This is a genomic window from Curtobacterium sp. MCLR17_039, from assembly GCF_003234745.1.
Taxonomy (GTDB): Bacteria; Actinomycetota; Actinomycetes; order Actinomycetales; family Microbacteriaceae; genus Curtobacterium; species Curtobacterium flaccumfaciens.
Genome location: NZ_QKTF01000005.1, coordinates 47,014 through 70,395, shown reverse-complemented (window position 1 = coordinate 70,395; position 23,382 = coordinate 47,014). Strand labels below are relative to the sequence as shown.

General features: G+C 72.5%; 21 protein-coding genes. 6 read left to right on the top strand and 15 right to left on the bottom strand.

Annotated elements, in window-relative coordinates; genetic code table 11:
* Window positions 1-12: 12 nt before the first annotated feature.
* On the bottom strand, window positions 13-684 hold the full coding sequence (locus DEJ00_RS07690; protein WP_111056942.1) for a response regulator transcription factor: 672 nt from the start codon (window positions 682-684) through the stop codon (window positions 13-15).
* Window positions 681-1,994 carry a sensor histidine kinase gene (locus tag DEJ00_RS07685; RefSeq protein ID WP_111056941.1) on the bottom strand — a complete coding sequence of 438 codons (1,314 nt, stop codon included), beginning with the start codon at window positions 1,992-1,994 and terminating at the stop codon, window positions 681-683. Before DEJ00_RS07685 ends, DEJ00_RS07690 begins: the two co-directional genes overlap by 4 nt.
* 214 nt (window positions 1,995-2,208) lie before the next feature.
* Between DEJ00_RS07685 and DEJ00_RS07680 the strand changes: the two genes are divergently transcribed.
* Window positions 2,209-2,472 (top strand): hypothetical protein, encoded by a 264-nt coding sequence (locus tag DEJ00_RS07680; RefSeq protein WP_051596490.1) that lies wholly within the window; start codon window positions 2,209-2,211, stop codon window positions 2,470-2,472.
* Here the strand turns inward: DEJ00_RS07680 and DEJ00_RS07675 are convergent.
* A complete protein-coding gene (locus DEJ00_RS07675; RefSeq protein WP_111056940.1) occupies window positions 2,459-2,998 on the bottom strand; it encodes a gluconokinase in 540 nt (179 codons plus the stop codon). The two genes, DEJ00_RS07680 and DEJ00_RS07675, sit on opposite strands and share 14 nt — an antisense overlap.
* A 112-nt stretch (window positions 2,999-3,110) precedes the next feature.
* Here DEJ00_RS07675 and gndA point away from each other — a divergent pair, with 112 nt between their 5' ends.
* On the top strand, window positions 3,111-4,568 hold the full coding sequence (gene gndA / locus DEJ00_RS07670; RefSeq protein WP_111056939.1) for an NADP-dependent phosphogluconate dehydrogenase: 1,458 nt from the start codon (window positions 3,111-3,113) through the stop codon (window positions 4,566-4,568).
* A gap of 118 nt (window positions 4,569-4,686) precedes the next feature.
* On the opposite strand, the gene DEJ00_RS07665 is transcribed toward gndA, so the two are convergent.
* Entirely contained in the window at window positions 4,687-5,406 is a 720-nt protein-coding gene (locus tag DEJ00_RS07665; protein ID WP_155896717.1) for a hypothetical protein, read from the bottom strand.
* A 172-nt stretch (window positions 5,407-5,578) separates the two neighbouring features.
* Here DEJ00_RS07665 and DEJ00_RS07660 point away from each other — a divergent pair, with 172 nt between their 5' ends.
* Window positions 5,579-7,213 carry a molybdopterin-dependent oxidoreductase gene (locus DEJ00_RS07660; protein WP_111056937.1) on the top strand — a complete coding sequence of 545 codons (1,635 nt, stop codon included), beginning with the start codon at window positions 5,579-5,581 and terminating at the stop codon, window positions 7,211-7,213.
* Window positions 7,214-7,737: 524 nt separating this feature from the next.
* Here the strand turns inward: DEJ00_RS07660 and DEJ00_RS07655 are convergent.
* From DEJ00_RS07655 to DEJ00_RS07610, 10 genes are all read right to left on the bottom strand, one after another.
* Window positions 7,738-8,517: a putative protein N(5)-glutamine methyltransferase gene (locus DEJ00_RS07655; RefSeq protein WP_111056936.1), complete on the bottom strand. Its 780-nt coding sequence runs from the start codon at window positions 8,515-8,517 to the stop codon at window positions 7,738-7,740.
* Window positions 8,514-9,491: a ribose-phosphate diphosphokinase gene (locus tag DEJ00_RS07650; RefSeq protein ID WP_027464468.1), complete on the bottom strand. Its 978-nt coding sequence runs from the start codon at window positions 9,489-9,491 to the stop codon at window positions 8,514-8,516. The genes DEJ00_RS07655 and DEJ00_RS07650 overlap by 4 nt, the downstream gene beginning before the upstream one ends.
* A gap of 61 nt (window positions 9,492-9,552) precedes the next feature.
* A complete protein-coding gene (gene glmU / locus DEJ00_RS07645; RefSeq protein ID WP_111056935.1) occupies window positions 9,553-10,980 on the bottom strand; it encodes a bifunctional UDP-N-acetylglucosamine diphosphorylase/glucosamine-1-phosphate N-acetyltransferase GlmU in 1,428 nt (475 codons plus the stop codon).
* 132 nt (window positions 10,981-11,112) lie between these two features.
* Window positions 11,113-12,495, bottom strand: a complete 1,383-nt coding sequence (locus DEJ00_RS07640; RefSeq protein WP_027464466.1) for an MFS transporter — start codon at window positions 12,493-12,495, stop codon at window positions 11,113-11,115.
* Window positions 12,496-12,729: 234 nt separating this feature from the next.
* Entirely contained in the window at window positions 12,730-13,761 is a 1,032-nt protein-coding gene (locus DEJ00_RS07635) for an NAD(P)-dependent alcohol dehydrogenase (RefSeq protein WP_111056934.1), read from the bottom strand.
* Entirely contained in the window at window positions 13,758-15,020 is a 1,263-nt protein-coding gene (locus DEJ00_RS07630) for an ROK family transcriptional regulator (protein WP_111056933.1), read from the bottom strand. Before DEJ00_RS07630 ends, DEJ00_RS07635 begins: the two co-directional genes overlap by 4 nt.
* Window positions 15,021-15,172: 152 nt before the next feature.
* Window positions 15,173-16,222, bottom strand: a complete 1,050-nt coding sequence (locus DEJ00_RS07625) for a sugar phosphate isomerase/epimerase (protein ID WP_111056932.1) — start codon at window positions 16,220-16,222, stop codon at window positions 15,173-15,175.
* 34 nt (window positions 16,223-16,256) lie between these two features.
* On the bottom strand, window positions 16,257-17,393 hold the full coding sequence (locus DEJ00_RS07620; protein ID WP_181440119.1) for a Gfo/Idh/MocA family protein: 1,137 nt from the start codon (window positions 17,391-17,393) through the stop codon (window positions 16,257-16,259).
* The gene (locus DEJ00_RS07615) at window positions 17,378-18,085 is read right to left on the bottom strand and encodes a ThuA domain-containing protein (RefSeq protein ID WP_111056931.1); all 708 of its coding nucleotides are present in this window, start codon (window positions 18,083-18,085) and stop codon (window positions 17,378-17,380) included. The genes DEJ00_RS07620 and DEJ00_RS07615 overlap by 16 nt, the downstream gene beginning before the upstream one ends.
* Complete coding sequence (locus tag DEJ00_RS07610) at window positions 18,082-19,278, bottom strand: Gfo/Idh/MocA family protein (protein ID WP_258373586.1); 1,197 nt, start codon at window positions 19,276-19,278, stop codon at window positions 18,082-18,084. Before DEJ00_RS07610 ends, DEJ00_RS07615 begins: the two co-directional genes overlap by 4 nt.
* Before the next feature lie 97 nt (window positions 19,279-19,375).
* Between DEJ00_RS07610 and xylA the strand changes: the two genes are divergently transcribed.
* The 3 genes from xylA (at window position 19,376) to DEJ00_RS07595 (ending at window position 23,191) form a co-directional block, all read left to right on the top strand.
* Window positions 19,376-20,569, top strand: a complete 1,194-nt coding sequence (xylA, locus tag DEJ00_RS07605; RefSeq protein WP_111056930.1) for a xylose isomerase — start codon at window positions 19,376-19,378, stop codon at window positions 20,567-20,569.
* Between the two features lie 32 nt (window positions 20,570-20,601).
* Window positions 20,602-22,107 carry a xylulokinase gene (gene xylB / locus DEJ00_RS07600; protein WP_111057073.1) on the top strand — a complete coding sequence of 502 codons (1,506 nt, stop codon included), beginning with the start codon at window positions 20,602-20,604 and terminating at the stop codon, window positions 22,105-22,107.
* An 82-nt stretch (window positions 22,108-22,189) separates the two neighbouring features.
* Window positions 22,190-23,191 carry an acetylxylan esterase gene (locus DEJ00_RS07595; RefSeq protein ID WP_111056929.1) on the top strand — a complete coding sequence of 334 codons (1,002 nt, stop codon included), beginning with the start codon at window positions 22,190-22,192 and terminating at the stop codon, window positions 23,189-23,191.
* Here the strand turns inward: DEJ00_RS07595 and DEJ00_RS07590 are convergent.
* On the bottom strand, window positions 23,184-23,381 hold the full coding sequence (locus tag DEJ00_RS07590) for a hypothetical protein (protein WP_111056928.1): 198 nt from the start codon (window positions 23,379-23,381) through the stop codon (window positions 23,184-23,186). The two genes, DEJ00_RS07595 and DEJ00_RS07590, sit on opposite strands and share 8 nt — an antisense overlap.
* Window position 23,382 lies beyond the last annotated feature (1 nt).

Genomic DNA, 23,382 nt, shown 5'->3' with positions numbered 1-23,382 from the left:
TCGGCCGCGGTGTCAGGGCTGCCAGCCCGGAGTGACGAGTCCGGTCTCGTAGGCGAACACGACGAGCTGCGCGCGGTCGCGGGCACCGAGCTTGATCATCGCTCGGGAGACGTGGGTCTTCGTGGTGAGCGGACTGACGAACAGCCGCGCGGCGATCTCGGCGTTGGTGAGCCCGACCGCCACGAGCTGCATGACCTCGCGCTCGCGATCGGTGAGCACCGAGAGGCCCGGCGCGAGGGATGACGGCTTCGCGTGGGTGGCGTACGCCTCGACCAGGGAACGGGTCGCACCGGGTGAGAGCAACGAGTCGCCGGCCACCACGGTGCGGACGGCGCGGAGGAGCTCGGCGGGTTCCGTGTCCTTCACCAGGAACCCGGCCGCCCCGGACCGGATCGCCTCGAAGACGTAATCGTCCTGCTCGAACGTCGTGAGGATGACGACGTGCACGCCGTCGAGGTCCGGGTCGTCGTTGATGCTGCGGGTGGCGGCGAGCCCGTCGGTGCCGGGCATGCGGATGTCCATGAGCACCACGTCGGGTCGCAGCGCCCGGGCAGCTTCGACCGCAGCGTCCCCGTCGCCGGCCTCGCCGACGACGGCCATGCCGGGTTCGGCGTCGAGGAGCGCGCGGAGGCCGGCACGGATGAGGACCTGGTCGTCGACGAGCAGGACGGTGATCGGGGTCATGATCCGGCTCCGTCCGCGACGTCGATCGAACCGGCGTCGTCCGTCGAACCGCCGGTACTGATCGGCAGGCGTGCCACGACGCGCCAACCACCGTCCGTCGTCGGACCCACGGACAGCTCTCCGCCGACCGCGGCGGCGCGCTCCCGCATGCCGATGATGCCGTTGCCGGTCGCGCCGAGGCCGACTCGTCGCGCGGAGCGGTCCGGGACAGCCGACGGGTGGTCCTCGACGACCAGGTCGACGGCGTCGGCCCCGACGGTGACCACGACCGACGTGTCGTGACCGGGGGCGTGCTTCATGACGTTCGTGACGGATTCCTGCACGATGCGGAAAGCGCTCCGGCCGGTGGTCCCGGTGACGCTCGACGGGTCGCCGTGGATCCGGAGCTCGACCGCGACGCCGGCGGCACGCGCTCGATCGACGAGCTCCGCGACCCGATCGAGGCCGGGAACGGGACTCCGATCGGGTCCACCGTTGCTCGCGGGGCCACCGTCCACCGAGCGCAGCACCCCGAGGATCGTCCGGAGCTCGACGAGCGCATCGCGGCTCGAGTCACGGATGTTCAGCAGGGCGTCGTGGGTCTGCGCGGGGAGTCCGTCACCGAGGTGCAGAGCGACGCCCGCCTGCAGGTTGATGAGGGACATGCTGTGCGCCACCGAGTCGTGCAGTTCGCGGGCGATGCGTACACGTTCCTCGCCCGCCCGCACCCGTTCGGCTTCGGCACGCTGTCGACGGCGTTCGGCGACCCGCTCGACCCGCACCCGGACGAGTTCGGACACGGCGATCGTCACCGTCAGCCACGCCGCGCACAGCAGCACAGCCCCGAGGTCGAGCCCCGGAGCCCGGCCGAGCAGCACGTCGGCCGACGGGAGCACCAGGACGGCGACGACAGCGGCCACCGCCACGGTCCGTCGGTGGCCACGCAGCCATGCGTTCGCGATCGCCATCGTGAGCGCCGCCACGAAGGGCCCGCGGGGGCTGACGACCAGGGCGTACCCGACGGTCGTCGCCAACGTGACGAGCAGCACCGACCGTGGCCACCTCCACCGCCACGGCAGGACGACGACGCCGGCCACGAGGAGCAGGCCGGCGAGTGGGCCGAGCACGACGGGATCGACGCCGCCGACCGCACCGTGTCGTGCCCACGGCGGACCGCCCGGCCCTGCGACCGTGATGCGGGACGCGAGGATCGTGCCGACGATCTGCACGACGGCCACCGGCAGGACCCGACCGGACCGGGCGAATCGCTGGCGCCCCGGCCAGCGGTCGCCAGCCGAGTCGCGGTCGTCTTCGCGTGGCCCTGTCGTCATGGGTCGAGCCTAGGGACGTCGGTCCGCCCCGGCATCGACCGCAGGGGTGCCTGTGGACTACTCCCCGGGGAGTACGGCCCTGGTGAGGAACGACCGCAGTACGACCGCGGGAGCAGACGGAAGTGGGGCTGCGCGGCGGACGCGTGGCGGGCCTCCAGGCCGGAGAGTCGACGTGTCGCGACAGCGGCCCCGAAACCGACCACAGGAGATCACCGTGTTCACGTCCATCACCGCATCCGCACTCACGACGGCAGCAGCCCACGGCCCGTACTGGCAGGGCGGCGGGTTCCCGTTCTTCCTGTTCCCCGCGTTCTTCTTCTTCGCGTTCCTCGTCGTGTTCCTGGTGTTCGGGGTGCTCCGACGAGGGAGCTGGCGCGCCCGCTCAGACGCCCGCGGTGTGCTGGCCGACCGGTTCGCTCGCGGCGACATCGACGCCGAGGAGTACCGCGCCCGGCTGTCCGAGCTCAGCCGGAAGTGACCGCGAGCGCGGCGAGGATCTCCCGCACGGTGTCGTCGACCGATCCGTCGACCGACACCGCGACGGCGGCCTCGTCGTGCTGCGGCCGCTCGAGGGTCGCGAACTGCGAGTCGAGCAGCGTCGTCGGCATGTACTCGTGCTGGCGGTGGGACTGCCGTTCGGCGATCAGGTCGCGCGACCCGTCGAGGAAGGCGATGACGAGACCCGGCGCCGACTCGCGCAGACGGTCCCGGTAGGCGCGCTTGAGCGCCGAGTTCGCCATCACGCACCGGGAGCCGCCCGATTCGACCGCGGCGATCCGCTCGGCGCAGGCGTCGAGCCACGGCCAGCGGTCCTCGTCGGTGAGCGGGATGCCCTGCCGCATCTTCTCCTTGTTGGCGGCCGGGTGCAGGTCATCGGCGTCGACGAAGACGCACGGTTCACCCTGCGCGACCAGGGCGTCGGTGAGCGCCTGGCCGATGGTGGACTTGCCGGAGCCGGAGACCCCCATCACGAGGACGGGCGGGTGGACAGCGAACTCGCTCATCCCTCCACAGTATTGATCCGGTGAACTCTGGTCCCCAGTTCCCGGAACACCTGTGCGGTCCCAGACCACCGGTCGTAGGTTGGGCGCCAACGTCAGGACAAAGGAGGCCCCCGTGGCAGACAACAACGGTCAGGCGAACATCGGAGTCGTCGGACTCGCAGTGATGGGCTCGAACCTCGCCCGCAACCTCGCATCGCGCGAAGGCAACACGGTCGCGGTCTACAACCGCACGTACGCCCGCACCGAGGAGCTGCTCCAGGAGCACGGCGACGCCGGGTTCATCGCGTCCGAGGACATCGACGGGTTCGTCGCCTCGCTGTCGAAGCCCCGGACCGCCATCATCATGGTGCAGGCCGGCAAGGGCACCGACGCCGTGATCGGGCAGCTCGCCGAACGGTTCGAACCGGGCGACATCATCGTCGACGGCGGCAACGCGAACTTCCACGACACCATCCGACGTGAGCACGACCTGCGCGAGAAGGGGCTGAACTTCGTCGGCACCGGCATCTCCGGTGGTGAAGAGGGCGCGCTCAAGGGCCCGTCGATCATGCCGGGCGGCTCGAAGGAGGCCTGGGAGACGCTCGGGCCGATCCTCAAGTCGATCGCCGCGGTGGCCGAAGGCGAACCGTGCGTGACCCACATCGGCACCGACGGCGCCGGGCACTTCGTCAAGATGGTGCACAACGGCATCGAGTACGCCGACATGCAGCTCATCGCCGAGTCGTACGACCTGCTCCGTCGCGTCGGCGGACTCTCGGTGGAGGACCTGGTGCAGGTCTTCGACGAGTGGAACAAGGGCGACCTCGAGTCCTACCTGATCGAGATCACCGGCGAGGTCCTCAAGCAGCGCGACGCCGACACCGGCAAGCCGCTCGTCGACGTCATCCGTGACGCGGCCGGCTCGAAGGGCACCGGCGTCTGGACCGTGCAGAACGCCGTGGGTCTGGGCATCCCGGTGTCGGGCATCGGTGAAGCCGTGTTCGCCCGTGCGGTGTCGTCGAAGCCGACGCAGCGTGCCGCCGTGCAGCAGTCGGTCAAGAACCGTCCGCAGATCGCCGAGGTGCCGGACACCTTCGCCGACGACGTCCGTGCCGCGCTCTACGCCTCGAAGGTCGTCGCGTACGCACAGGGGTTCGACCTCATCATCGCCGGGGCGAAGGAGTACGGCTGGGACATCGACCTCGGCAACGTCGCGAAGATCTGGCGGGGCGGCTGCATCATCCGTGCCCAGTTCCTGAACCGCATCGTCGAGGCGTACGCCGAGAACCCGAAGCTCGAGTCGCTGCTGGTCGACCCGTACTTCGCGAACGCGGTGGCCGAGGGCGAAGCCGCCTGGCGCCGCATCGTCGGCATCGCGGCAGCGTCGGGCGTCCCCGCGCCGGGCTTCTCGTCCGCGCTGTCGTACTTCGACTCGCTCGCGTCCGACCGTCTGCCGGCGTCGCTGATCCAGGGCCAGCGCGACTTCTTCGGCGCACACACCTACCAGCGCATCGACAAGGGCGGCACCTTCCACACGCTGTGGTCGGACGACGACCGCCGCGAGGTCGAACAGGAGCCGTCCACGCACTGACGACCGCGCCCGCTGCCGCGCCCGCTGCCGCACCCGCTGCCGCGCTCGCTGCCCACCACCGTGGTCGGTGCGGGGCCTCGCGAGGAGGGCCTCGCTGAACCCGGGGCCCTCCGCCGCGTCAGGCGACGATGCGTTCCCGTGCCAGGTCGGCGACGAGTCGGTCCAGCCGCGGACCGCGTCCGAGCAGCCGACGCGAACCCGGGGCGCTCCGGACGAAGAAGGTCGCCACGGCGGGGGTGTCGTCCGGTCGCACGTGGTGGATCGCCACCGCACACGCGCGGCGAGCACCACCGGAACCGCCAGGTCGCGGCGAGCCGCCGGGTCGCCCCGCGACGCCGATCTCCGCTGCACCGCCGAGTCGTCCCGAGCCGTCCAAGCCCTCCGCCACGTCCTCGAGTCCGACGTGCACGACACGGCTCCACCGGATCACGAGCAGCCGGGTCGCCCGTCGTTCGTCGAGTTCCCACAGGGAGGCCTCGGTGGCGCCGAAGGCCCAGGTCACGCGCGAACCGAGGTGGGTGTCCGGACGGACCTCGTCGACGATGCCACGGAGTTCCGGTGTCGGCGCCGCCGGCACGAGCCACACCGTCGGGTCGATCCGCCGGATGGCGAGCGCGAGGGCCTCGTCCGCCTGCCGCCGCCGTGCCGTCGCGGTCCGCACGACGGCGACCACGATGACCACGACGCCGAGGGCGATCGCGCCGAACTCGACGATGCCGTACCAGGAGAGGTCGACGCCCGGCGCCGTCGAGACGACGACGATCCGGGTGATCAGGAGGACCAGCCAGACGGCGACGATCACCCAGCGCAGGGTGGCGAGTCGACGTGCCGGAGACATCGGTGTCCGCCGTGCACCGCGGGCACGACCGGACCGCGGGACACCATCCGGACGCTGCAGCACGGTCCGATCCTCCCACGAGCCGCGCGCCATCTGCTGGCCGAGCCCGATGAACGCGCGGGGAAGCCCGCACACACAGCCCACGAGCGGCCGGGCGACCTACGCTCGGGCGGTGACCACCGAGACGACGGACGAACCGATCGGGCGATCGACGGCGGGTCCGTCGGACGGCCCGAGCGGGCCCGACGGCCCTGCGACCCGACGTTGGACGCTGATCGCCGCGATCGTCGGCGTCGTGGCCGCCGCCGCGTTCCTCGGTGTCGCCGAGTTCGGCGCGCTGCTGCTCGGCGGAGCGGGCAGCCCCCTGGTCGCCGTCGGGTCCGCCGTCATCGACCTCGCTCCCCCGGGTGCGAAGGACTTCATGGTCGCCGTGTTCGGCACCGGGGACAAGGTCGCCCTGTTCGTGCTCATGACGGTGATCGTCATCGCGATCAGTGCCGGTGCCGGTGTCCTCGAACGCGCGCGCCCACCCTTCGGCGCCCTCGTGTTCGCCGCCGGAGGTGTGCTGGCGCTGCTGGCCGTCAGCACCCGCTCGGGCAGCGGGACGCTCGACGGTGCCCCGACGGTCCTCGGCATCGCGGCAGCGGTGGTCGTCCTGCGCCTACTGCTCCAGCGGCTGCGTCGGTGGGAGGCCGCGGCGACCGTGCCGACGGCGGCACCGCGACCCGCGTCGACGGAGCGCCGGACGTTCCTGGTCTGGGGCGTCGCGACGGCGACCGTCGCGGTCGTCGTGGGCACCGCCTCCCGGCTGGGGTCGTCCGCGATGCAGGCGGCCGCTGCTGCCAGGCGGGCCATCCGGCTGCCCGCCGCGGCGACCGCTGCACCGGCGGTCCCCGCGGGTGCGTCGCTCGACGTCGACGGCATCACCCCCTACATCACGCCCAACGCCGACTTCTACCGGATCGACACGGCGCTGCGCGTGCCGCAGGTCGATCCCGCCGACTGGTCGCTCCGCATCCACGGTGCGGTCGAGCAGGAGATCACGCTGACGTGGGACGAGCTGCTCGCGCTGCCGCTCGAGGAGCACGTGGCCACCCTGAGCTGCGTGTCGAACGAGGTCGGCGGTGACCTCATCGGCACGGCCCGCTGGCTGGGCTACCCCATCCGGAAGCTCCTCGCCCGGGCACGTCCGACGGGCGACGCCGACATGGTGCTCTCACGGAGCATCGACGGGTTCTCCGCCGGCACCCCGCTCGACGTGCTGCAGGACGACGGCACCGCGGCGCTGCTCGCGGTCGGGATGAACGGCGAGCCCCTGCCGACCGAGCACGGGTTCCCGGTGCGGATGGTCGTGCCGGGCCTGTTCGGGTACGTCTCGGCGACGAAGTGGGTCACCGAGCTCGAGGTCACCCGGTTCGCCGACGCGCAGGGCTACTGGACACCGCGTGGCTGGTCGGAGCGTGGCCCGGTCAAGCTCGAGTCCCGCATCGACACCCCGCGGAACGGGTCGACGGTGACCGCCGGCAAGCCGGTCGCGATCGCCGGGGTCGCGTGGCAGCCGCACAAGGGCGTGAAGGCCGTCGAGGTCCGCGTCGGAGGCGGCGACTGGCAGCGCGCCGAACTCGCCGACTCGGTCTCCGCGGACACCTGGCGACAGTGGGTGGTGCGGTGGACGCCGGTCGCCGGCTCGCACCGCATCGAGGTGCGCGCGACCAGTGCGGACGGCGAGGTGCAGACGAGCGTGGACCGGCCGCCGGCACCCAACGGTGCGACGGGCTGGCACACGGTCACGGTCGACGCGCGCTGACCGTCCGGGAGTGGGTCTGCGACACGCCCGCTGACTGCCGTCGAGGTGGCAGAAAGCGTCGGTTCGTGGGCGCGCAGGCGACACTTCGTGCCGCCTCTGCGAACCTGAGCGGCATGTCGTGACCGCCCACCGCCGGCGCGCTCCGGTCACCCGACGGCCTGGAGGCCCGGTGCCGGCCCGCCCCGCCCCTCGCCCTGGTCGCGCGACACGCCACGTGCGTCGCGTCGGGGGTGCAGAAAGCGTCGGTTCGCGGACGCGCAGGCGACACTTCGTGCCGCCACGGCGAATCTGAGCGGCATGTCGTGACCGCCCGCTGCTGGCGCGCTCCGGTCGCCCGATGGCCTGGAGGCCCGGTGCCGGCCCGCCCCGTCCCTGGCCCTGGTCGCGCGACACGCCGCATGCGTCGCGTCGGGGGTGCAGAAAGCGTCGGTTCGCGGACGCGCAGGCGACACTTCGTGCCGCCTCGGCGAACCTGAGCGGCATGTCGTGACCGCCCGCCGCTGGTGTTCGGCAGGCAGACCTGGTCAGGCAGGCAGGGTCGCGACGACGCAGGTGCCGTCGACCTCGGTGTCCCGCTCGACCACGGTGGAGAAGCCCGCGGCCGTGAAGGCAGCGGCGGACGTCTCGGCCTGGGCCTCGGACACCTCGATGACCACGGCACCACCGGGGCGGAGCCACTCCCCCGCACCCGCGGCGATCCGGCGGTGCAGGTCGAGGCCGTCCACACCTCCGTCGAGGGCGACGCGGTGTTCGTGCTCGCGGGCCTCGGTCGGCATGAGTTCGATCGCGGCCGTCGGCACGTAGGGGGCGTTCACCGCGATGACCGCCACGGCGCCGCGGAACCGATCGGGCAACGGCGCGAACAGGTCACCCGCGACGACGATGCCGCGGTCGCCGATGTTCTCGGCTGCGACGTCGACGGCGTCCGGGTCGATGTCGGTGGCGACGAGGTCGAGCGCGCCGACCCGACCGAACAGGGCCACCGAGATCGCGCCGGCGCCGCAGCACAGGTCGACCACGCGGTCGTAGCGCTGCAGCCGACGCGCAGCCTGCTCGACGACGACGGTGGTGCGGGCTCGCGGCACGAAGACGCCGGCGGTCACCCGGATGCGGTGCCCGTCGAAGGCGGCCCAGCCGAGCACGTACTCCAGCGGCTCACCGGCCAGCCGACGCTGCACGAGGGTTCGGAGTCGCACCGGCTCACCGTCACCGGCCTCGAGCAACAGGTCGGCTTCGTCCTCGGCGAAGACGCTCCCCGCGGCCCGGAGCCGGGCCGCGAGGGCGTCACGGGCGGGATGTGTCAAGCGGCGCCGTCGAACATCGACGTCACGGAGCCGTCGTCGAAGACCTCGTGGATGGCACGGGCGATGAGCGGGGCGATCGGCAGGACCTCGAGGCGGTCCCAGCGCTTGTCCATCGGCAGGGGCAGGGTGTCCGTCACGACCACGCGGTCGATGAACTCGCTCTGCAGCAGCTCGGTCGCCGGGTCGGAGAAGACGGCGTGGGTCGCGGCGACGACGACACCGGTGGCGCCGGCGTTCTTGAGCGCCTCGGCAGCCTTGGCGATCGTGCGGCCGGTGTCGATGAGGTCGTCGACGAGCAGGCACACGCGGCCGCTGACGTCACCGACGATCTCGTGCACCGAGACCTGGTTCGGCACGAGCGGGTCGCGGCGCTTGTGGATGATGGCGAGCGGGGCGCCGAGCTTCTCGGACCAGATGTCGGCGACACGGACGCGGCCCATGTCGGGCGACACGACGGTGAGCGTCTTCGGGTCGAGGATCTGACGGAAGCGCTCGAGCAGCACCGGCATGGCGAACAGGTGGTCGACGGGGCCGTCGAAGAAGCCCTGGATCTGCGCGGCGTGCAGGTCGACGCTCATGATGCGGTGCGCGCCGGCGGCCTTGAACAGGTCGGCGACGAGGCGGGCCGAGATCGGCTCGCGGCCGCGGCCCTTCTTGTCCTGACGGGCGTACGGGTAGAACGGCGCCACGACCGTGATGCGCTTCGCCGAGGCACGCTTCAGCGCGTCGACCATGATGAGCTGCTCCATGAGCCACTCGTTGATCGGCGCGGTGTGCGACTGGATGACGAAGGCGTCGCAGCCACGGACCGACTCGTCGAAGCGGGCGTAGAGCTCACCGTTCGCGAAGGTCCGGGCATCGGTCGGCACGAGGTCGACTCCGAGCTCCTCCGCGATCTCGGCAGAGAGCGCCGGGTGTGCTCGCCCCGAGACGAGGACGAGTCGTTTCTGGCCGGTTGTCTTGATTCCGGACAAGTGCGGTGCTCACTCCCTGACCCACGAGGGGTCGATGTCGGCGACGGGTGGTCGCCGGGATCTATTCGCCGTTCGCGAGCCGAGCAGCCTCGGCCGCCGGTGTGCCGGGTCGGTGTTCCTCGACCCATCCGTCGGTGTTGCGCTGTGGGGCGTAGCTGATCGCGAGCGATCCTGCCGGAACGTCCTTGCGGACGGTGGTCCCGGCGCCGGTGTACGCACCGTCACCAATCCTAACGGGGGCGACGAACACGTTGTGCGAGCCTGTCCGGACGTTCGAGCCGACCTCGGTGCGGTGCTTGTGCACGCCGTCGTAGTTCGCGGTGATGGTGTTCGCGCCGATGTTGGAGTCCTCGCCCACCTCGGCGTCGCCGATGTAGGACAGGTGCGGGACCTTGCTGCCGCGGCCGACCCGGGCGTTCTTCGTCTCGACGAAGGTGCCGATCTTGCCGTCGTCTCCGAGGATCGTGCCCGGCCGCAGGTAGGCGAACGGGCCGACCGAGGCGCCGTCCCCGATCACGGCGAGGGTGGCGTCGACGCGGTTCACGGTGGCGCGGGCCCCGACCTCGGTGTCGCGGAGTGTGGTGTCCGGCCCGACGACGGCGCCGGCGGCGATCGCGGTGGCGCCGATGAGCTGGGTGCCCGGCAGGACCTCGGTGTCGGGCTCGATGGTGACGTCGAGGTCGATCCAGGTGGTCGCCGGGTCCTGCACGGTGACGCCGGCGAGCTGGTGGCGGCGGACGATGCGGGCGTTGAGTTCGCGCGCGGCGTCGGAGAGCTGCGCACGGTCGTTGATGCCGGCGACGAGCCACGGATCGGTCAGGGTGACCACGTCGATGCGCCCGCCCCGCTCGCTGATCAGCGCGGGGGCGTCGGTGATGTACTTCTCGCCCTGGGCGTTCGCCGTGGTGAGCGACGGCAGGGCCGCGCGGAGGTGTGCCACGTCGAACGCGTAGATGCCCGCGTTCGCCTCGGTGATGGTCAGCTGTTCGGCCGTCGCGTCCTTGTGCTCGACGACGCTGACGAAGGCGCCGGAGGCATCCCGCACGATCCGTCCGAGGCCGGTCGGGTCCGGGGCGATCGCGCTCACGAAGGTCGCCCCGTTGCCGCCGCCGACGTGGGCGTCGACGAGGAGCCGGAGCGATGCGGCGTCGAGCAGCGGGACGTCGCCGGACAGCACCACGACGGCGCCGTCGAAGTCGGCGGGCAGTGCCTCGACCGCCACCTCGACCGCGCGGCCGGTGCCGGGGACGTCGTCCTGGTCGACGACGATCGCGTCGGGGGCGCGCTCGACGACCTCGGCCGCGACGAGGTCACGCTCGTGCCGCACGACGACGGCGACGTGCTCGGGGCTGAGCGACGACGCCGTGCGCAGGACGTGCCCGATGAGCGGCAGTCCGGCGAGCCGGTGCAGCACCTTGGGCGTGGACGACTTCATGCGCGTGCCCTGCCCGGCGGCGAGGACGACGACGGCGATGCGCTGGTCGGTCATGCACCCATCCTGGCGCACCGCAGCCCGGGCCGTCCGACGCGACCACGGCACTGTGCGGAACCGTGCGTTGAACCGCAGCCTGTGGACGGACCGGCACCGCGCCTCCAGGCCGCGCCGACGGCCCGCCGTGGATCAGGCCCGCGCGCCCTGCGGTTCCCGCTTGACGAACGCCATCAGCACCAGCCCGGCGATGAGCACGACGACCACGCCGAGGATCCCGAACCGGGTCGATCCACCGACGGTCACCGCCACGCCGAACAGCGCCGGCGCGAGGAACGACGCGGCCCGGCCGGTGGTGGCGTAGAGGCCGAAGAGCTCGCCCTCGCGGCCGGGGGTCGCCAGCCGCGCCAGGTAGGCGCGGGACGACGACTGCACCGGGCCGACGAACACGGCGAGGGTCAGCCCGAGCACCCAGAACCACTGCGTCTCGTTGCCGGCGGCGAAGACCCCGACCCCGCACACGGCGAGGCCGACGAGCGAGACCATGATGAGCGCACGCGACCCGAACCGGTCGTCGAGGCGTCCGGAGACGAACGTCGCGATGCCGGCCACGACGTTCGCGGCGATGGCGAACAGGATGACCTGCGACGGCGTGAACCCGAACACCTGCGCGGCGACGATCCCGCCGAACGTGAAGACGGCCCCGACGCCGTCGCGGAACACGGCGCTGGCGAGCAGGAAGGCGAGGACGTTGCGCCGCTCGCGCCACAGCCGCGCGATGTCCCGGCCGAGGTCCGCGTAGGCACTGAACACGCCGCCGCCGCGGGTGCGGTCGGGCACCGCTTCGGGCACGGTGAGGAACAGCGGGATCGAGCTGACGGCCAGCCAGACGGCGGCGATGCCGATCGCGACGCGGACGTCCCACTGCCCCGTGGCGACGGTGGCCGGCAGCTGCAGGAGCCCGCCGACGACCCCGTCGCCCCGGAAGTCCTGGATGCAGAGCACGAGCAGCACCACGAGCAGCACGATCCCGCCGAAGTACCCGGCCGCCCACCCGATGGCGGAGACCCGGCCGGTGCGTTCCCCGGAGGCGACCTGCCCGATCATGGCGTTGTAGCCCACGCTCGCGATCTCGTAGGCGACGGTGCCGATGCCGAGCAGGGCGGCGCCGAGCAGCAGGTACGGCTGGCTCGGCGCGACGAAGACCATGCCGCCGATCGACAGCGCGACGCCGATCGTGGCGATGAGGACCGACCGGCGGCGGTGTCCGGACGAGTCCGCGAGCCGCCCCATGGCGGGTGCCACCAGGGCCACGACGATGCCCGCGATGGTCAGTGCGGTGGACACGACGGCCGCGTTGTGCGCGAGCTCCCGCTCCACGATGGCCTTGCCTGCCGCGGACGTGTCGGCGACGAGCGCCGGGTCCACGAACGCCCGGCTGGCCAGGTACGTGCTGAACACGAAGGTGGTGACGACCGCGTTGAACGCGGCGGAACCCCAGTCCCAGAGCGCCCAGGAGACGAGCGCGCGCCGGTCGGTGCGCTGCGGCACGACGGCGGCCGGTGAAGCGGTCATGCGCGAACCGTAGCGCGTCCCGGTGACGCGCCGGTGGCCCCGTTCCGGGTCACGTGCCGGACGGGAGGCGCGGGGCGGCCTGGCCCCGAGCCTCCCGTCCGCCTTGTCCGCGCGCCCGCACCCCGCGTGCGCTTCCGCGTGGTCGCCCGCTCTGGTGCGAGGTCCCGCACTCCGTGCGAGGTCTGCGCGCCGTCACGGAGTACGGAACCTCGCACCGGACGACGCGCAGGTCGCTCAGGCCGGGACGCCGCCGGGGTAGACGACGGACTTGAGCGACTCCGGGTCGGTGTCGCTCTCGAGGGCCTCGCGGACGTCGTCGAGCCCGAAGCGACCGGTGACGAGCGAGTCGAGGTCGACCTGCCCGGACGCGACCAGCTCGATGGCGACCGGCCACGTGTTCGTGTACCGGAAGATCCCGGTGACCGTGACCTCGAGGTTCTGGATGTGCTCGACCGGCAGTGTCATCTCGGAGTTGCCGAGCCCGACCAGCACCGCGGCACCCGCCGGACCGACCGCCTTGATGCCGTCCGACACCGCTCGGGGTGCACCGCTGGCGTCGATGAACGCGTCGACGGGGACGATGTCGGACGCGACGGACACGGCGGTGGGGTCGACGACCTCGGTGGCGCCGTACTCCAGGGCCCGCGCACGGCGCTCCGGCACCAGGTCGCTGACGACGATGCGCGACGCGCCGAAGGCCTTCGCGACCTGGGCGCAGATGATGCCGATCGGACCGGCGCCGGCGATGAGCACCGACGAACCGGGCACGATGCCCGCCTTGCGGACGGCGGCGATGCCGACGGACAGGGGCTCGAGGAGCGCGCCGGCCTCGAACGAGACGGCGTCGGGCAGGACGTGCGCGAACTCGGCCTCGATGGTGACGAACTCGGTGAAGGCCCCGTCGACCGGCGGCGTCGCGTAGAAGCGCATGTGCGGGCAGAGGTTGTAGCGGCCGGCCAGGCACTGCGCGCAGCGGTGGCAGGGGCGCTGCGGCTCGATGGCCACGCGCTCCCCCACGCGGGACGGGTCGACGCCCGCGCCGACGGTCTCGATCATGCCGGACAGCTCGTGCCCGAGGACGAGGGGCTCCTCGACGACGAAGTCGCCGATGCGGCCGTGGCGGAAGTAGTGCACGTCGGAGCCGCAGACCCCCACGGCGGCGACCCGGACGAGCACGTCGCCCGGGTCGACGGCGGGGACGGGGCGGTCCTCGACGGTGAGGTCCTGGGTGCCGAGCAGGACGCTGGTTCGCTGGGTGGAGGTCATGCGGTTCTCGCTTCCTCGGCCGCGTCGTCGCGGCCGGACGTGTGGGTGGTGGAGGGGTCGGCGGCGGACGCTGCGGGCGTGGTCGCCGGCGCCAGCGCCGCGGGCATGGTGGCGTCGCGCAGCAGCTCCGCGAAGCCGATCTCGGCGGCGCCACGGACCAGGACGTCGCGGCCGAGTGCCGCCGGGACGATGCGGAGCCGGTCGGTCATGGCGGCCATCGTCTGCGCCCGGACGTCGGTGTCGATCCGGTCGCCGACGTGTCCGAGCAGCGCACCGAGGAACCCGCCGAGCACGACGACCTCGGGGTCGACGGTGTGGATGGCGTTCCGCAGTGCGGTCGCGAGTGCGGTGACCTGTCGGTCGACGACCCGCTCCAGCTCGGGCCGGCCCTCGGCGAGCGCCGCGGCGAGCGCGTCGAGGTCGTCCGGCGGGGTCCCGGTGACCGCGGTGAGTGCAGAGCGCGAGGCCTCGGTCTCCAGGCAGCCGACCGCACCGCAGTGACAGCGGATCCCGTTCGCCGCGACGAAGGTGTGCCCGAGCTCGCCCGCGTACCCGTCGGCGCCGCTGAAGGGCCGGCCGGCGCTGACGATCCCGCCGCCGATGCCGCTCGCGCCGCCGTTCAGGTACACGAGGTCGTCGACGCCGCGGGCGCTGCCGTACAGCCGTTCCGCCCAGGCGCCGAGGTTGGCGTCGTTCGCGGCCCGGACCGGCAGCCCCAGGCGTTCCGCGAGCGGTGCGGCGAGGGGTTCGTCACGCCATCCGAGGTGCGGGGCGTCGCGCACGGTGCCGTCCTCGACCCGGACGATGCCGGGCACGGCGACGCCGACCCCGACGATCCGGGCCGCGGGTCCGGTGCGGGCGAGGAGTGCTGCGAGGACCCGGGCGACGGCGTCGATCGCCTGCGCCGCGGTGGGCACGGTGGTCTGCGGCTCGACCAGCCGGTCGAGGACGGTGCCGTCGAGGCCGACGAGGGCTACTCCGACGGCGTCGATCTCGACCGTGACCGCGGCCGCGAGGACGTCGCCGGACGCCCGGACGACCCCGCTCGGCCGTCCGACACCGGTACCGGGGGTCCCCGCGGCGGGGGTCTCCTCGTGCACGAGACCGGCGTCGACGAGTTCCCCGACGAGCGCGAGGATGGTCGAGCGGTTCAGGCCGGTGCGCCGGGTGAGCTCGGCGCGGGTGACGGGGCCGTCCTCGTGGACGAGCCGGAGGACGCGCGCGGCGTTGCCCGGCGTCGCCGTGGGCTGCCGTGCCATGGGTCCTCCTCGTTGGTGGGTGCGGTCGTGGGTGGGGTTTCGGGCTGAGCGACGAGTTTCGCACCGGCGGGCCCGTGAACTGTCGCGCAGCGCGAAACCTCCGCGACCGCGACCGCGACCGGCCGCGTCGGCGACCGACCGCGACGGCCCGGTCAGCGCGACTGCGAGAACGCGGCGTCGAACGCGGCGTCCGGCGGCGCGATGGTGCCGAGCTGCCGGACGAACGCCAGCGCCTCGGGCCCGCCGACGAGCCGGTCCATGCCGGCGTCCTCCCACTCGACGCTGGTCGGGCCGGCGTACCCGATGTGGTTCAGCACGCGGAACACCCGCTCCCACGGCACGTCCCCGTGGCCGGCGGTGACGAAGTCCCACCCGCGCCGGGGGTCGCCCCACGGCAGGTGCGAGGACAGCCGCCCGTTGCGCCCGTCGAGCTGCTTCACCGACTCCTTGCAGTGCACGTGGTACACCCGGTCGGCGAAGTCGAGCAGGAACGCGGCGGGGTCGAGGTCCTGCCAGACGAAGTGCGACGGGTCGAAGTTGAACCCGAACGCCGGCCGGTCCTGGAACACCTCGAGTGTGCGCTTGGCGGTCCAGTAGTCGTAGGCGATCTCGGACGGGTGCACCTCGAGTGCGAACCGGACCCCGACCTCCTCGAAGACGTCGAGGATCGGTGACCAGCGGTCGTGGAAGTCCTGGTACCCGGCGTCGATCATCCCCGGGGGCACGGGCGGGAACCCGGCGACGGTCTTCCAGATCGACGAGCCGGAGAAGCCGGTGACGGTGTCGACACCGAGCGCCGCGGCGGCACGGGCGGTCCACTGCAGTTCCTCGGCCGCACGCTGCCGCACGCCCTCGGGGTCGCCGTCGCCCCACACGTGCGGCGGGACGATGTCCTCGTGCCGCTGGTCGATCGGGTCGTCGCACACGGCCTGGCCGACCAGGTGGTTCGCGATCGTCCAGACCCGCAGGCCGTGGCGTTCCAGGATCGCCTTGCGCTCGGCGACGTACGAGGGGTCCGTCGCGGCGCGCCGGACGTCCAGGTGGTCGCCCCAGCAGGCGATCTCCAGCCCGTCGTAGCCCCACTCGCCGGCGAGCCGGGCGACCTCTTCGAAGGGCAGGTCGGCCCACTGTCCGGTGAACAGGGTGACCGGCCTGGAGGCCCGGGTCGTCTCCGTCGTGTCGCTCGCGTCCGTCGTCGTCATCGTCGTCGTCCTTCTTCGCGGTGGTCGGGTTCCGTCACCAGGATCCGGGTGCGGACCCGGCGGGGACGGTGGCGGGTCGCTCGACGCGCGAGTGCACGTCGACGACCGAGTGGTCTCGGGCGGCGGCGGAGACCGCCTCCATGACCTCGAGCACGTGGAACGCGAGGTCGCCGGAGGCTCGGTGCGGCCGGTCCGTCGCGATCGCGTGCGCCATGTCGGCGAGGCCGTAACCGCGGCCGGCGTCGGCGTACCCGGCGGCGACGGGCAGGTCGCGCCACGAGCGGTCGTCGGCGGTAGCGATCGAGACGGTGTCCGAGAACCGGTTCGGGTCCGGGACGCCCAGGGTGCCGGCGGTGCCGTACACCTCGAACAGCGGGGCGCGGGTGGCCCACACCTCGAACGAGACGGTCACGGTGGAGACCACCCCGCCCTCGTGCTCGAGGATCGCGACGACATGGGTGTCGATGTCGACCGGGATCGACGTGCCGGCGTTCGGCCCGGTGGCGATCGTCCGTTCGCGGGTGGAGCGGGTGGCGCTGCCGCTGACCCGGACGACCGGCCCGAAGAACGTGACGAGGCTGGTCAGGTAGTACGGCCCCATGTCGAGGAGCGGTCCGCCGCCCGGCTGGTAGTAGAACGCCGGCGCGGGGTGCCAGAGCTCGTGCCCGGGTGCGCTCCAGGCGACGGCGGCACCGACCGGGGTGCCGATCGCGCCGTCGTCGAGGGCGGCCCGTGCGGTCTGGATGCCCGTGCCGAGGACGGTGTCCGGGGCGCTGCCGACGCGCAGGCCGGCGGCGCGGGCGGCCTCGAGCACCGGTGCGGCCTCGGCGGTGGACATCGCGAGCGGCTTCTCGCCGTAGACGTGCTTGCCCGCGGCGAGCGCCCGGGTGGCGATGTCGGCGTGCGCGGCCGGGATCGTCAGGTTGAGCACCACGTCGACGTCGTCGGCGGCGAGCAGGTCGTCCACGGTGGTCCCGCGCACGCCCTGGGCCGCACCGACCTGCTGGGCACGGGCGACGTCGAGGTCGGCGACCGCGGCGAGCTCGAGGCCGGGCAGGGCCGGGAAGTGCTCGAAGTACTGCTGGCTGATGACCCCGACGCCGACGATGCCGACGCGGAGCGGCTTGGCAGCAGCGCCGCGGAGCACCCCTTCGTTCACCGTGCTGCCCACAGGAGTCCCCGTTCGATGATGGTGCGGACCGGCTGCGACTCGACGATCTCGATCCGGTGTCCGGGGGCCGAGACGAAGATGCGTCCCTTCCCCCACTGCCGGGTCCAGATCGCCGGTGCGGTGACCGGCCGGTTCCAGGGGTCCCACGAGCGGGCCTCCTGCGTGGTGGTGGCGAGGACGTCGTCGTACTCGTCGCTCAGCACCCAATACTGCTCGGTGACGAGGTCGAAGTCCTCGATGCCCTGGGTGATGGGGTGCTCGTGCCCGAGGTCGGTGATGTGCACCGTGTAGGGGATGTAGTTGTCCGACTGCTCCCCGACCCGTTCGTCGGGGTGCTTGCCCGCGTGGTGCGCGAACTGCCCGCCGATCATGTGCAGGTAGTCGGCGTTGTCGCGGTACGAGTCCGCGATGCCGCCGTGCCAGCCGGCCAGGCCGGTGCCGTTCAGGACGGCCCGCTGCAGACCGGCGAACTCGTCGGCGGCGATGGTCGTCATGGTGTTCACCTGGACGATCAGGTCGACCGTGTCCATGTACTCCTGGTCGGCGTACACGGCGGGCGAGCCCTCGACCCGGACCGCGAAGCCGTGGTCCTGCAGGAACGGGATGAACAGGTCGGTGGTCTCGACGGGCTGGTGGCCGTCCCACCCGCCGCGGACGACGAGCGCCTGGCGGGTCTGCCCGGCGGCGCTCACGAGGTCGCCGTCCAGGTGCTGCCGGCGGCCGCGCTGCGTTCGACCGCGTCGAGGACCCGCTGCACGTGCAGGCCGTCGGCGAACGACGGCGACGGGTCGGTGCCGGCGACGATGGCGTCGACGAAGTCCTTCACCTGGTGGCTGAATGTGTGCTCGTAGCCGATGAGGTGCCCGGTCGGCCACCACGCGGCCATGTAGGGGTGCGCGGGCTCGGTGACGAGGATGCGGCGGAACCCCTGCTCCCCCGCCGGGGCGTTCGACTCGTACAGCCGGAGCTCGTTCATCGACTCGAGGTCGAACTGGATCGCGCCCTCGGAACCGCTGATCTCGAGCGTCAGACCGTTCTTCCGCCCGGTCGCGTAGCGCGTCGCCTCGAACGTGCCGATCGCACCGTCGGCCGCGCCGCCTTCGAGCCGCGCGGTGAAGAACGCGGCGTCGTCGACGGTGACCTGCCCGCGCTCGCTCGACGCGGTGCCGGAGAGCCCGACCCCCTCGGCCATCAGCGGACGCTCGGTCACGAAGGTCTCGAGGGTGCCGGACACGGTGGCGAGCGACGCGCCCGTGACGTGCTCGACCAGGTCGATCGCGTGCGCGCCGATGTCCCCGAGCGCCCCAGAGCCCGCGAGCGACTTGTCGAGGCGCCAGGTCATCGGGCCGTCGGCGTCGGCGAGCCAGTCCTGCAGGTAGAGCGCACGGACCTGGCGCACGGTGCCGATCCGGCCGTCCTGCACCAGCTGCCGGGCGAACGCGATGGCCGGCACCCGGCGGTAGCTGAACCCGACCATCGCCCGGACACCCTGTGCACGGGCAGCGTCGGCGGCGGCGGTCATCGCCTCGGCCTCGGCGACGGTGTTCGCGAGCGGCTTCTCACACAGGACGTGCTTGCCGGCCTGGAGCGCGGCGATCGCGATCTCGACGTGCGAGGACCCCGGGGACACGACGTCGACCACGTCGATGTCCGGATCGGCCACGACGGCGCGCCAGTCGGTGGACGCCGCCTGCCAGCCGTACTGCTGCCGGGCGGCCTCGGTGCGTTCGGGATCACGCCCGACGATCACCGCCATCTCCGGCTCGGCTCCGAGGTCGAAGAACCTGGGGGCGGTCCGCCACGCCTGTGAGTGTGCGGCTCCCATGAAGCCGTGCCCCACCATCGCGACCCGCAGTCGTTGCTGCACCGTCGACTCACTTGCCATCCGCTCGCTCCTTTGCGATCACGTGCTTGCCACAGCCAACACTACCGCTTATGTTGGGCGCGGCAACATTTTGTTTCGACGACGAACGGTGACCACCATGGCAACGACGCCCACCCGTGCAGACAAGTTCTCCTTCGGTCTCTGGACCATCGGCTACAACGGCTCCGACCCCTTCGGCGGGCCGACCCGACCCGCCCTCGACGTGGTCGAGGCGGTCGAGAAGCTCGACGAGCTCGGGGCCTACGGCCTGACCTTCCACGACGACGACCTGTTCGCGTTCGGTTCGACCGACGCCGAACGCCAGACCCAGATCGACCGGCTCAAGGGTGCGCTCGAGTCGACCGGGCTCGTCGTGCCGATGGTCACGACGAACCTGTTCTCCGCCCCGGTCTTCAAGGACGGCGGCTTCACCTCGAACGACCGGCAGGTCCGCCGCTTCGCGCTCCGCAAGGTGCTCCGCAACATCGACCTCGCCGCCGAGCTCGGCGCGTCGACGTTCGTGATGTGGGGTGGCCGCGAAGGCTCCGAGTACGACAGCGCCAAGGACGTGCAGGCCGCGCTCGAGCGGTACCGCGAGGCCGTCAACCTGCTCGCCCAGTACGTCACCGACAAGGGCTACGGCATCCGGTTCGCCATCGAGCCGAAGCCGAACGAGCCCCGCGGCGACATCCTCCTGCCGACCCTCGGCCACGCGATCGCCTTCACCGAGACGCTCGAGCGTCCGGAGCTGTTCGGCATCAACCCCGAGGTCGGCCACGAGCAGATGGCGGGCCTGAACTTCACGGCCGGCATCGCCCAGGCGCTCTACCAGGGCAAGCTCTTCCACATCGACCTCAACGGTCAGCGCGGCATCAAGTACGACCAGGACCTGGTGTTCGGTCACGGCGACCTGCAGAACGCGTTCTCGCTGGTCGACCTGCTCGAGCACGGCGCCCCGCAGGGCGGCCCGGCGTACGACGGCCCGCGCCACTTCGACTACAAGCCGAGCCGCACCGAGGACATCACCGGCGTCTGGGACTCCGCGTCGGCCAACATGCGCATGTACCTGCTCCTGAAGGAGCGTGCGCAGGCGTTCCGCGCCGACCCCGAGGTGCAGGCGGCGCTCGAGGCCTCCAAGGTCGGCGAGCTGTCGACGCCGACGCTCAACGACGGCGAGTCGTACGACACGTTCCTCGCCGACCGCTCCGCCTACGAGGACTTCGACGCCGACGCCTACTTCGGCGGCAAGGGCTTCGGCTTCGTCGGCCTGCAGCAGCTCGCCATCGAGCACCTCATGGGCGCGCGGAATTGAAGGCAGACGCGCCAGCGGCTGCATTCCGCGCGCTGAAGCGGCCTGCCGCCGAGGGGGCTGAGAACACGGACGAGCGCCAGCTCGTCGCCGGCGTCGACTCGTCGACCCAGTCCTGCAAGGTCACCATCCGTGACGCCGCGACCGGTGCGGTCGTCCGCGAGGGACGCGCGTCCCACCCGGACGGCACCTCCGTCGACCCCCGCCACTGGTGGGACGCCCTCGGTGCCGCCGTCGCGGACGCCGGCGGCCTCGACGACGTCGGTGCCGTCGCCATCGCCGGGCAGCAGCACGGCATGGTCGCGCTCGACGCCGACGGCCGCGTGGTCCGCGACGCCCTGCTCTGGAACGACGTGCGCAGTGCGGACGCGGCCGCGCAGATGGTCGACGAACTCGGCCAGGAGGCGTGGGTCGCCCGGACGGGGCTGGTGCCGGTCGCGTCGTTCACGGGTACCAAGCTGCGGTGGCTCCGCGACGCGGAGCCCGAGAACGCGGCCCGCGTCGCGGCCGTGGCGCTCCCCCACGACTGGCTGTCGTGGCGGCTCCGCGGCCACGGCCCGGCGGACGAGAGCCCGCTCGGCCCCGACCTCGACGCCCTGGCGACGGACGCATCCGACGCCAGCGGTACGGGGTACTGGGACCCGGTGCGCCGCGAGTACGACCCGGAGCTGTTCGAGCTCGCGCTCGGGCGACCGATGCGTCCGGCGTCGATGGGTGACGACGACGCCGTGGTCGTGCCCCGCGTGGTCGCTCCCGACGAGGCCATGGGCACCCTGTCCACCGACGTCGAGCTGCCCGGCGGCGCGATCGCGCGGACCGGCCTCGTCGTCGGCGCCGGACTCGGTGACAACGCCGGGGCAGCGCTCGGCCTGGGTCTCGGCCCGGGTGACGTCGCGGTGTCCCTCGGCACCAGCGGCACGGTCTTCGGGGTCAGCGACGCCGAGGTGCGTGACCCGAGCGGGACCGTGGCGGGCTTCGCCGACGGGACCGGGTCGCGCCTCCCGATCGTCACGACACTCAACGCGGCCCGCGTGCTCGAGGTGATCGGCGGCCTGCTCGGCGTCGACCACGACGCACTCGGCGAACTGGCGCTGCAGGCGCCGGCCGGGGCCGACGGCCTCGTCCTGGTGCCGTACTTCGTCGGCGAGCGCACGCCCAACCGGCCGGACGCGACCGCGTCGCTGCTCGGCATGACGCCGACGACCACGGACCGGGCTCACCTGGCCCGGGCGGCCGTCGAGGGGATGCTCTGCGCCCTCGCCGACGGACTGGCCGCGGTGCAGGACACCGGGGTGACGGTCGAGCGGCTGCTGCTCATCGGCGGCGCTGCGCGGAACCCGGCGGTCCGCACCGTCGCCGCACAGGTGTTCGGCCGTGACGTCCTGGTGCCGGAGCCCGGCGAGTACGTCGCCGCGGGTGCTGCGAAGCAGGCCGCGTGGGCGCTCACCGGCGCACTGCCGACGTGGGACACCGCGACGACCACCGTGCCGTCCGACCCGCACCCCGAGGTGCTCGAGCAGTACCGCGCCGCGGCGCGCTGACCGACGCACCAGATTCGACACTCCCCGCCCCCGGCGCCCTCCACCAGGGCGCCGGGGGCATCATCGTCCCCGGAGGACCCCCATGCCACTGACCGACCTGCCCCTCGACGCGCTCCGTGCCCACCGCTCGGACGTCCGTCGTCCCGCCGACTTCGACGCCTTCTGGGCGGACACGATCAACGCCGCCCGGACCGCGGGCGAGGGGGTCGAGACGACCCTCGTGCCCGCCGAGACCCCGGTGACCGGTCTCGTCGTCGAGGACCTGACGTTCCCCGGGTTCGCCGGCGACCCGGTGCGCGCCTGGGTCAACCGCCCGGTGGTCGACGACGGGGGCGCACTGCCGGTCGTCGTCGAGTTCCTCGGCTACGGCGGTGGCCGTGGTCGCCCGGGCGAGCGCGTGCACTGGGCCCTCGCCGGGTACGTGCACGTCGTGATGGACACCCGCGGCCAGGGCTCCGGCTGGGCCGGCGGTGACACCCCGGACCCGCACGGCTCCGCACCGCACGCCAGCGGCTGGATGACGAGCGGCATCGGCTCACCGGCCGACCACTACTACCGCCGCGTCTACACCGACGCCGTGCGGCTCGTCGAGGCGGTGCGGACGCTGCCCGGGATCGACCCCGAGCGCATCGCCCTGACCGGCGGCAGCCAGGGCGGCGGCATCACGATCGCCGCGGCGGCCCTGGTCGAGGCACACGTCGGGCCGGTCGCAGCGGTGCTGCCCGACGTGGCGTTCCTGGCCGACTGGCGGAACGGCACCGACGTCGCGGTCGGCGGTCCGTACCTGGAGCTCGCGCAGTACCTCGCCGTCCACCGCGATGCGGCCGAGCGCGTGTGGGAGACCGCCGCGTACCTGGACGGGGTGAACCACGCCGCCGGCATCACCGCCCCGGCGCTCTTCTCGGTCGCGCTGATGGACGACGTCGTTCCGCCCCGCACGACCTTCGCCGCGTTCAACGCCCTCGGCTCCTCCGACCGCGAGATCGTCGTGTACCCGTACAACGGGCACGAGGGTGGCGGCTTCCGGCACTGGGAGCGTCAGGCGGCGTTCCTGGCGGACCGGCTGCAGCGCCCCGTCAGATGAAGTAGTGGTGCCGGTGGTGGGGGCCGGCGCTCCCGCCACCGACGTCGTAGTGCACGGTGAGGGTCTGCTCCCAGTCGCGTCCGCGGTGGTCGCCCCACTCGAACAGGATGCTGTCCGGCACGACGTCCGGCTGGTGGAGCAGGATCCGCTCCGCCAGACCGATCAGCCGCTGTTGTTGTCGGGTACGCACG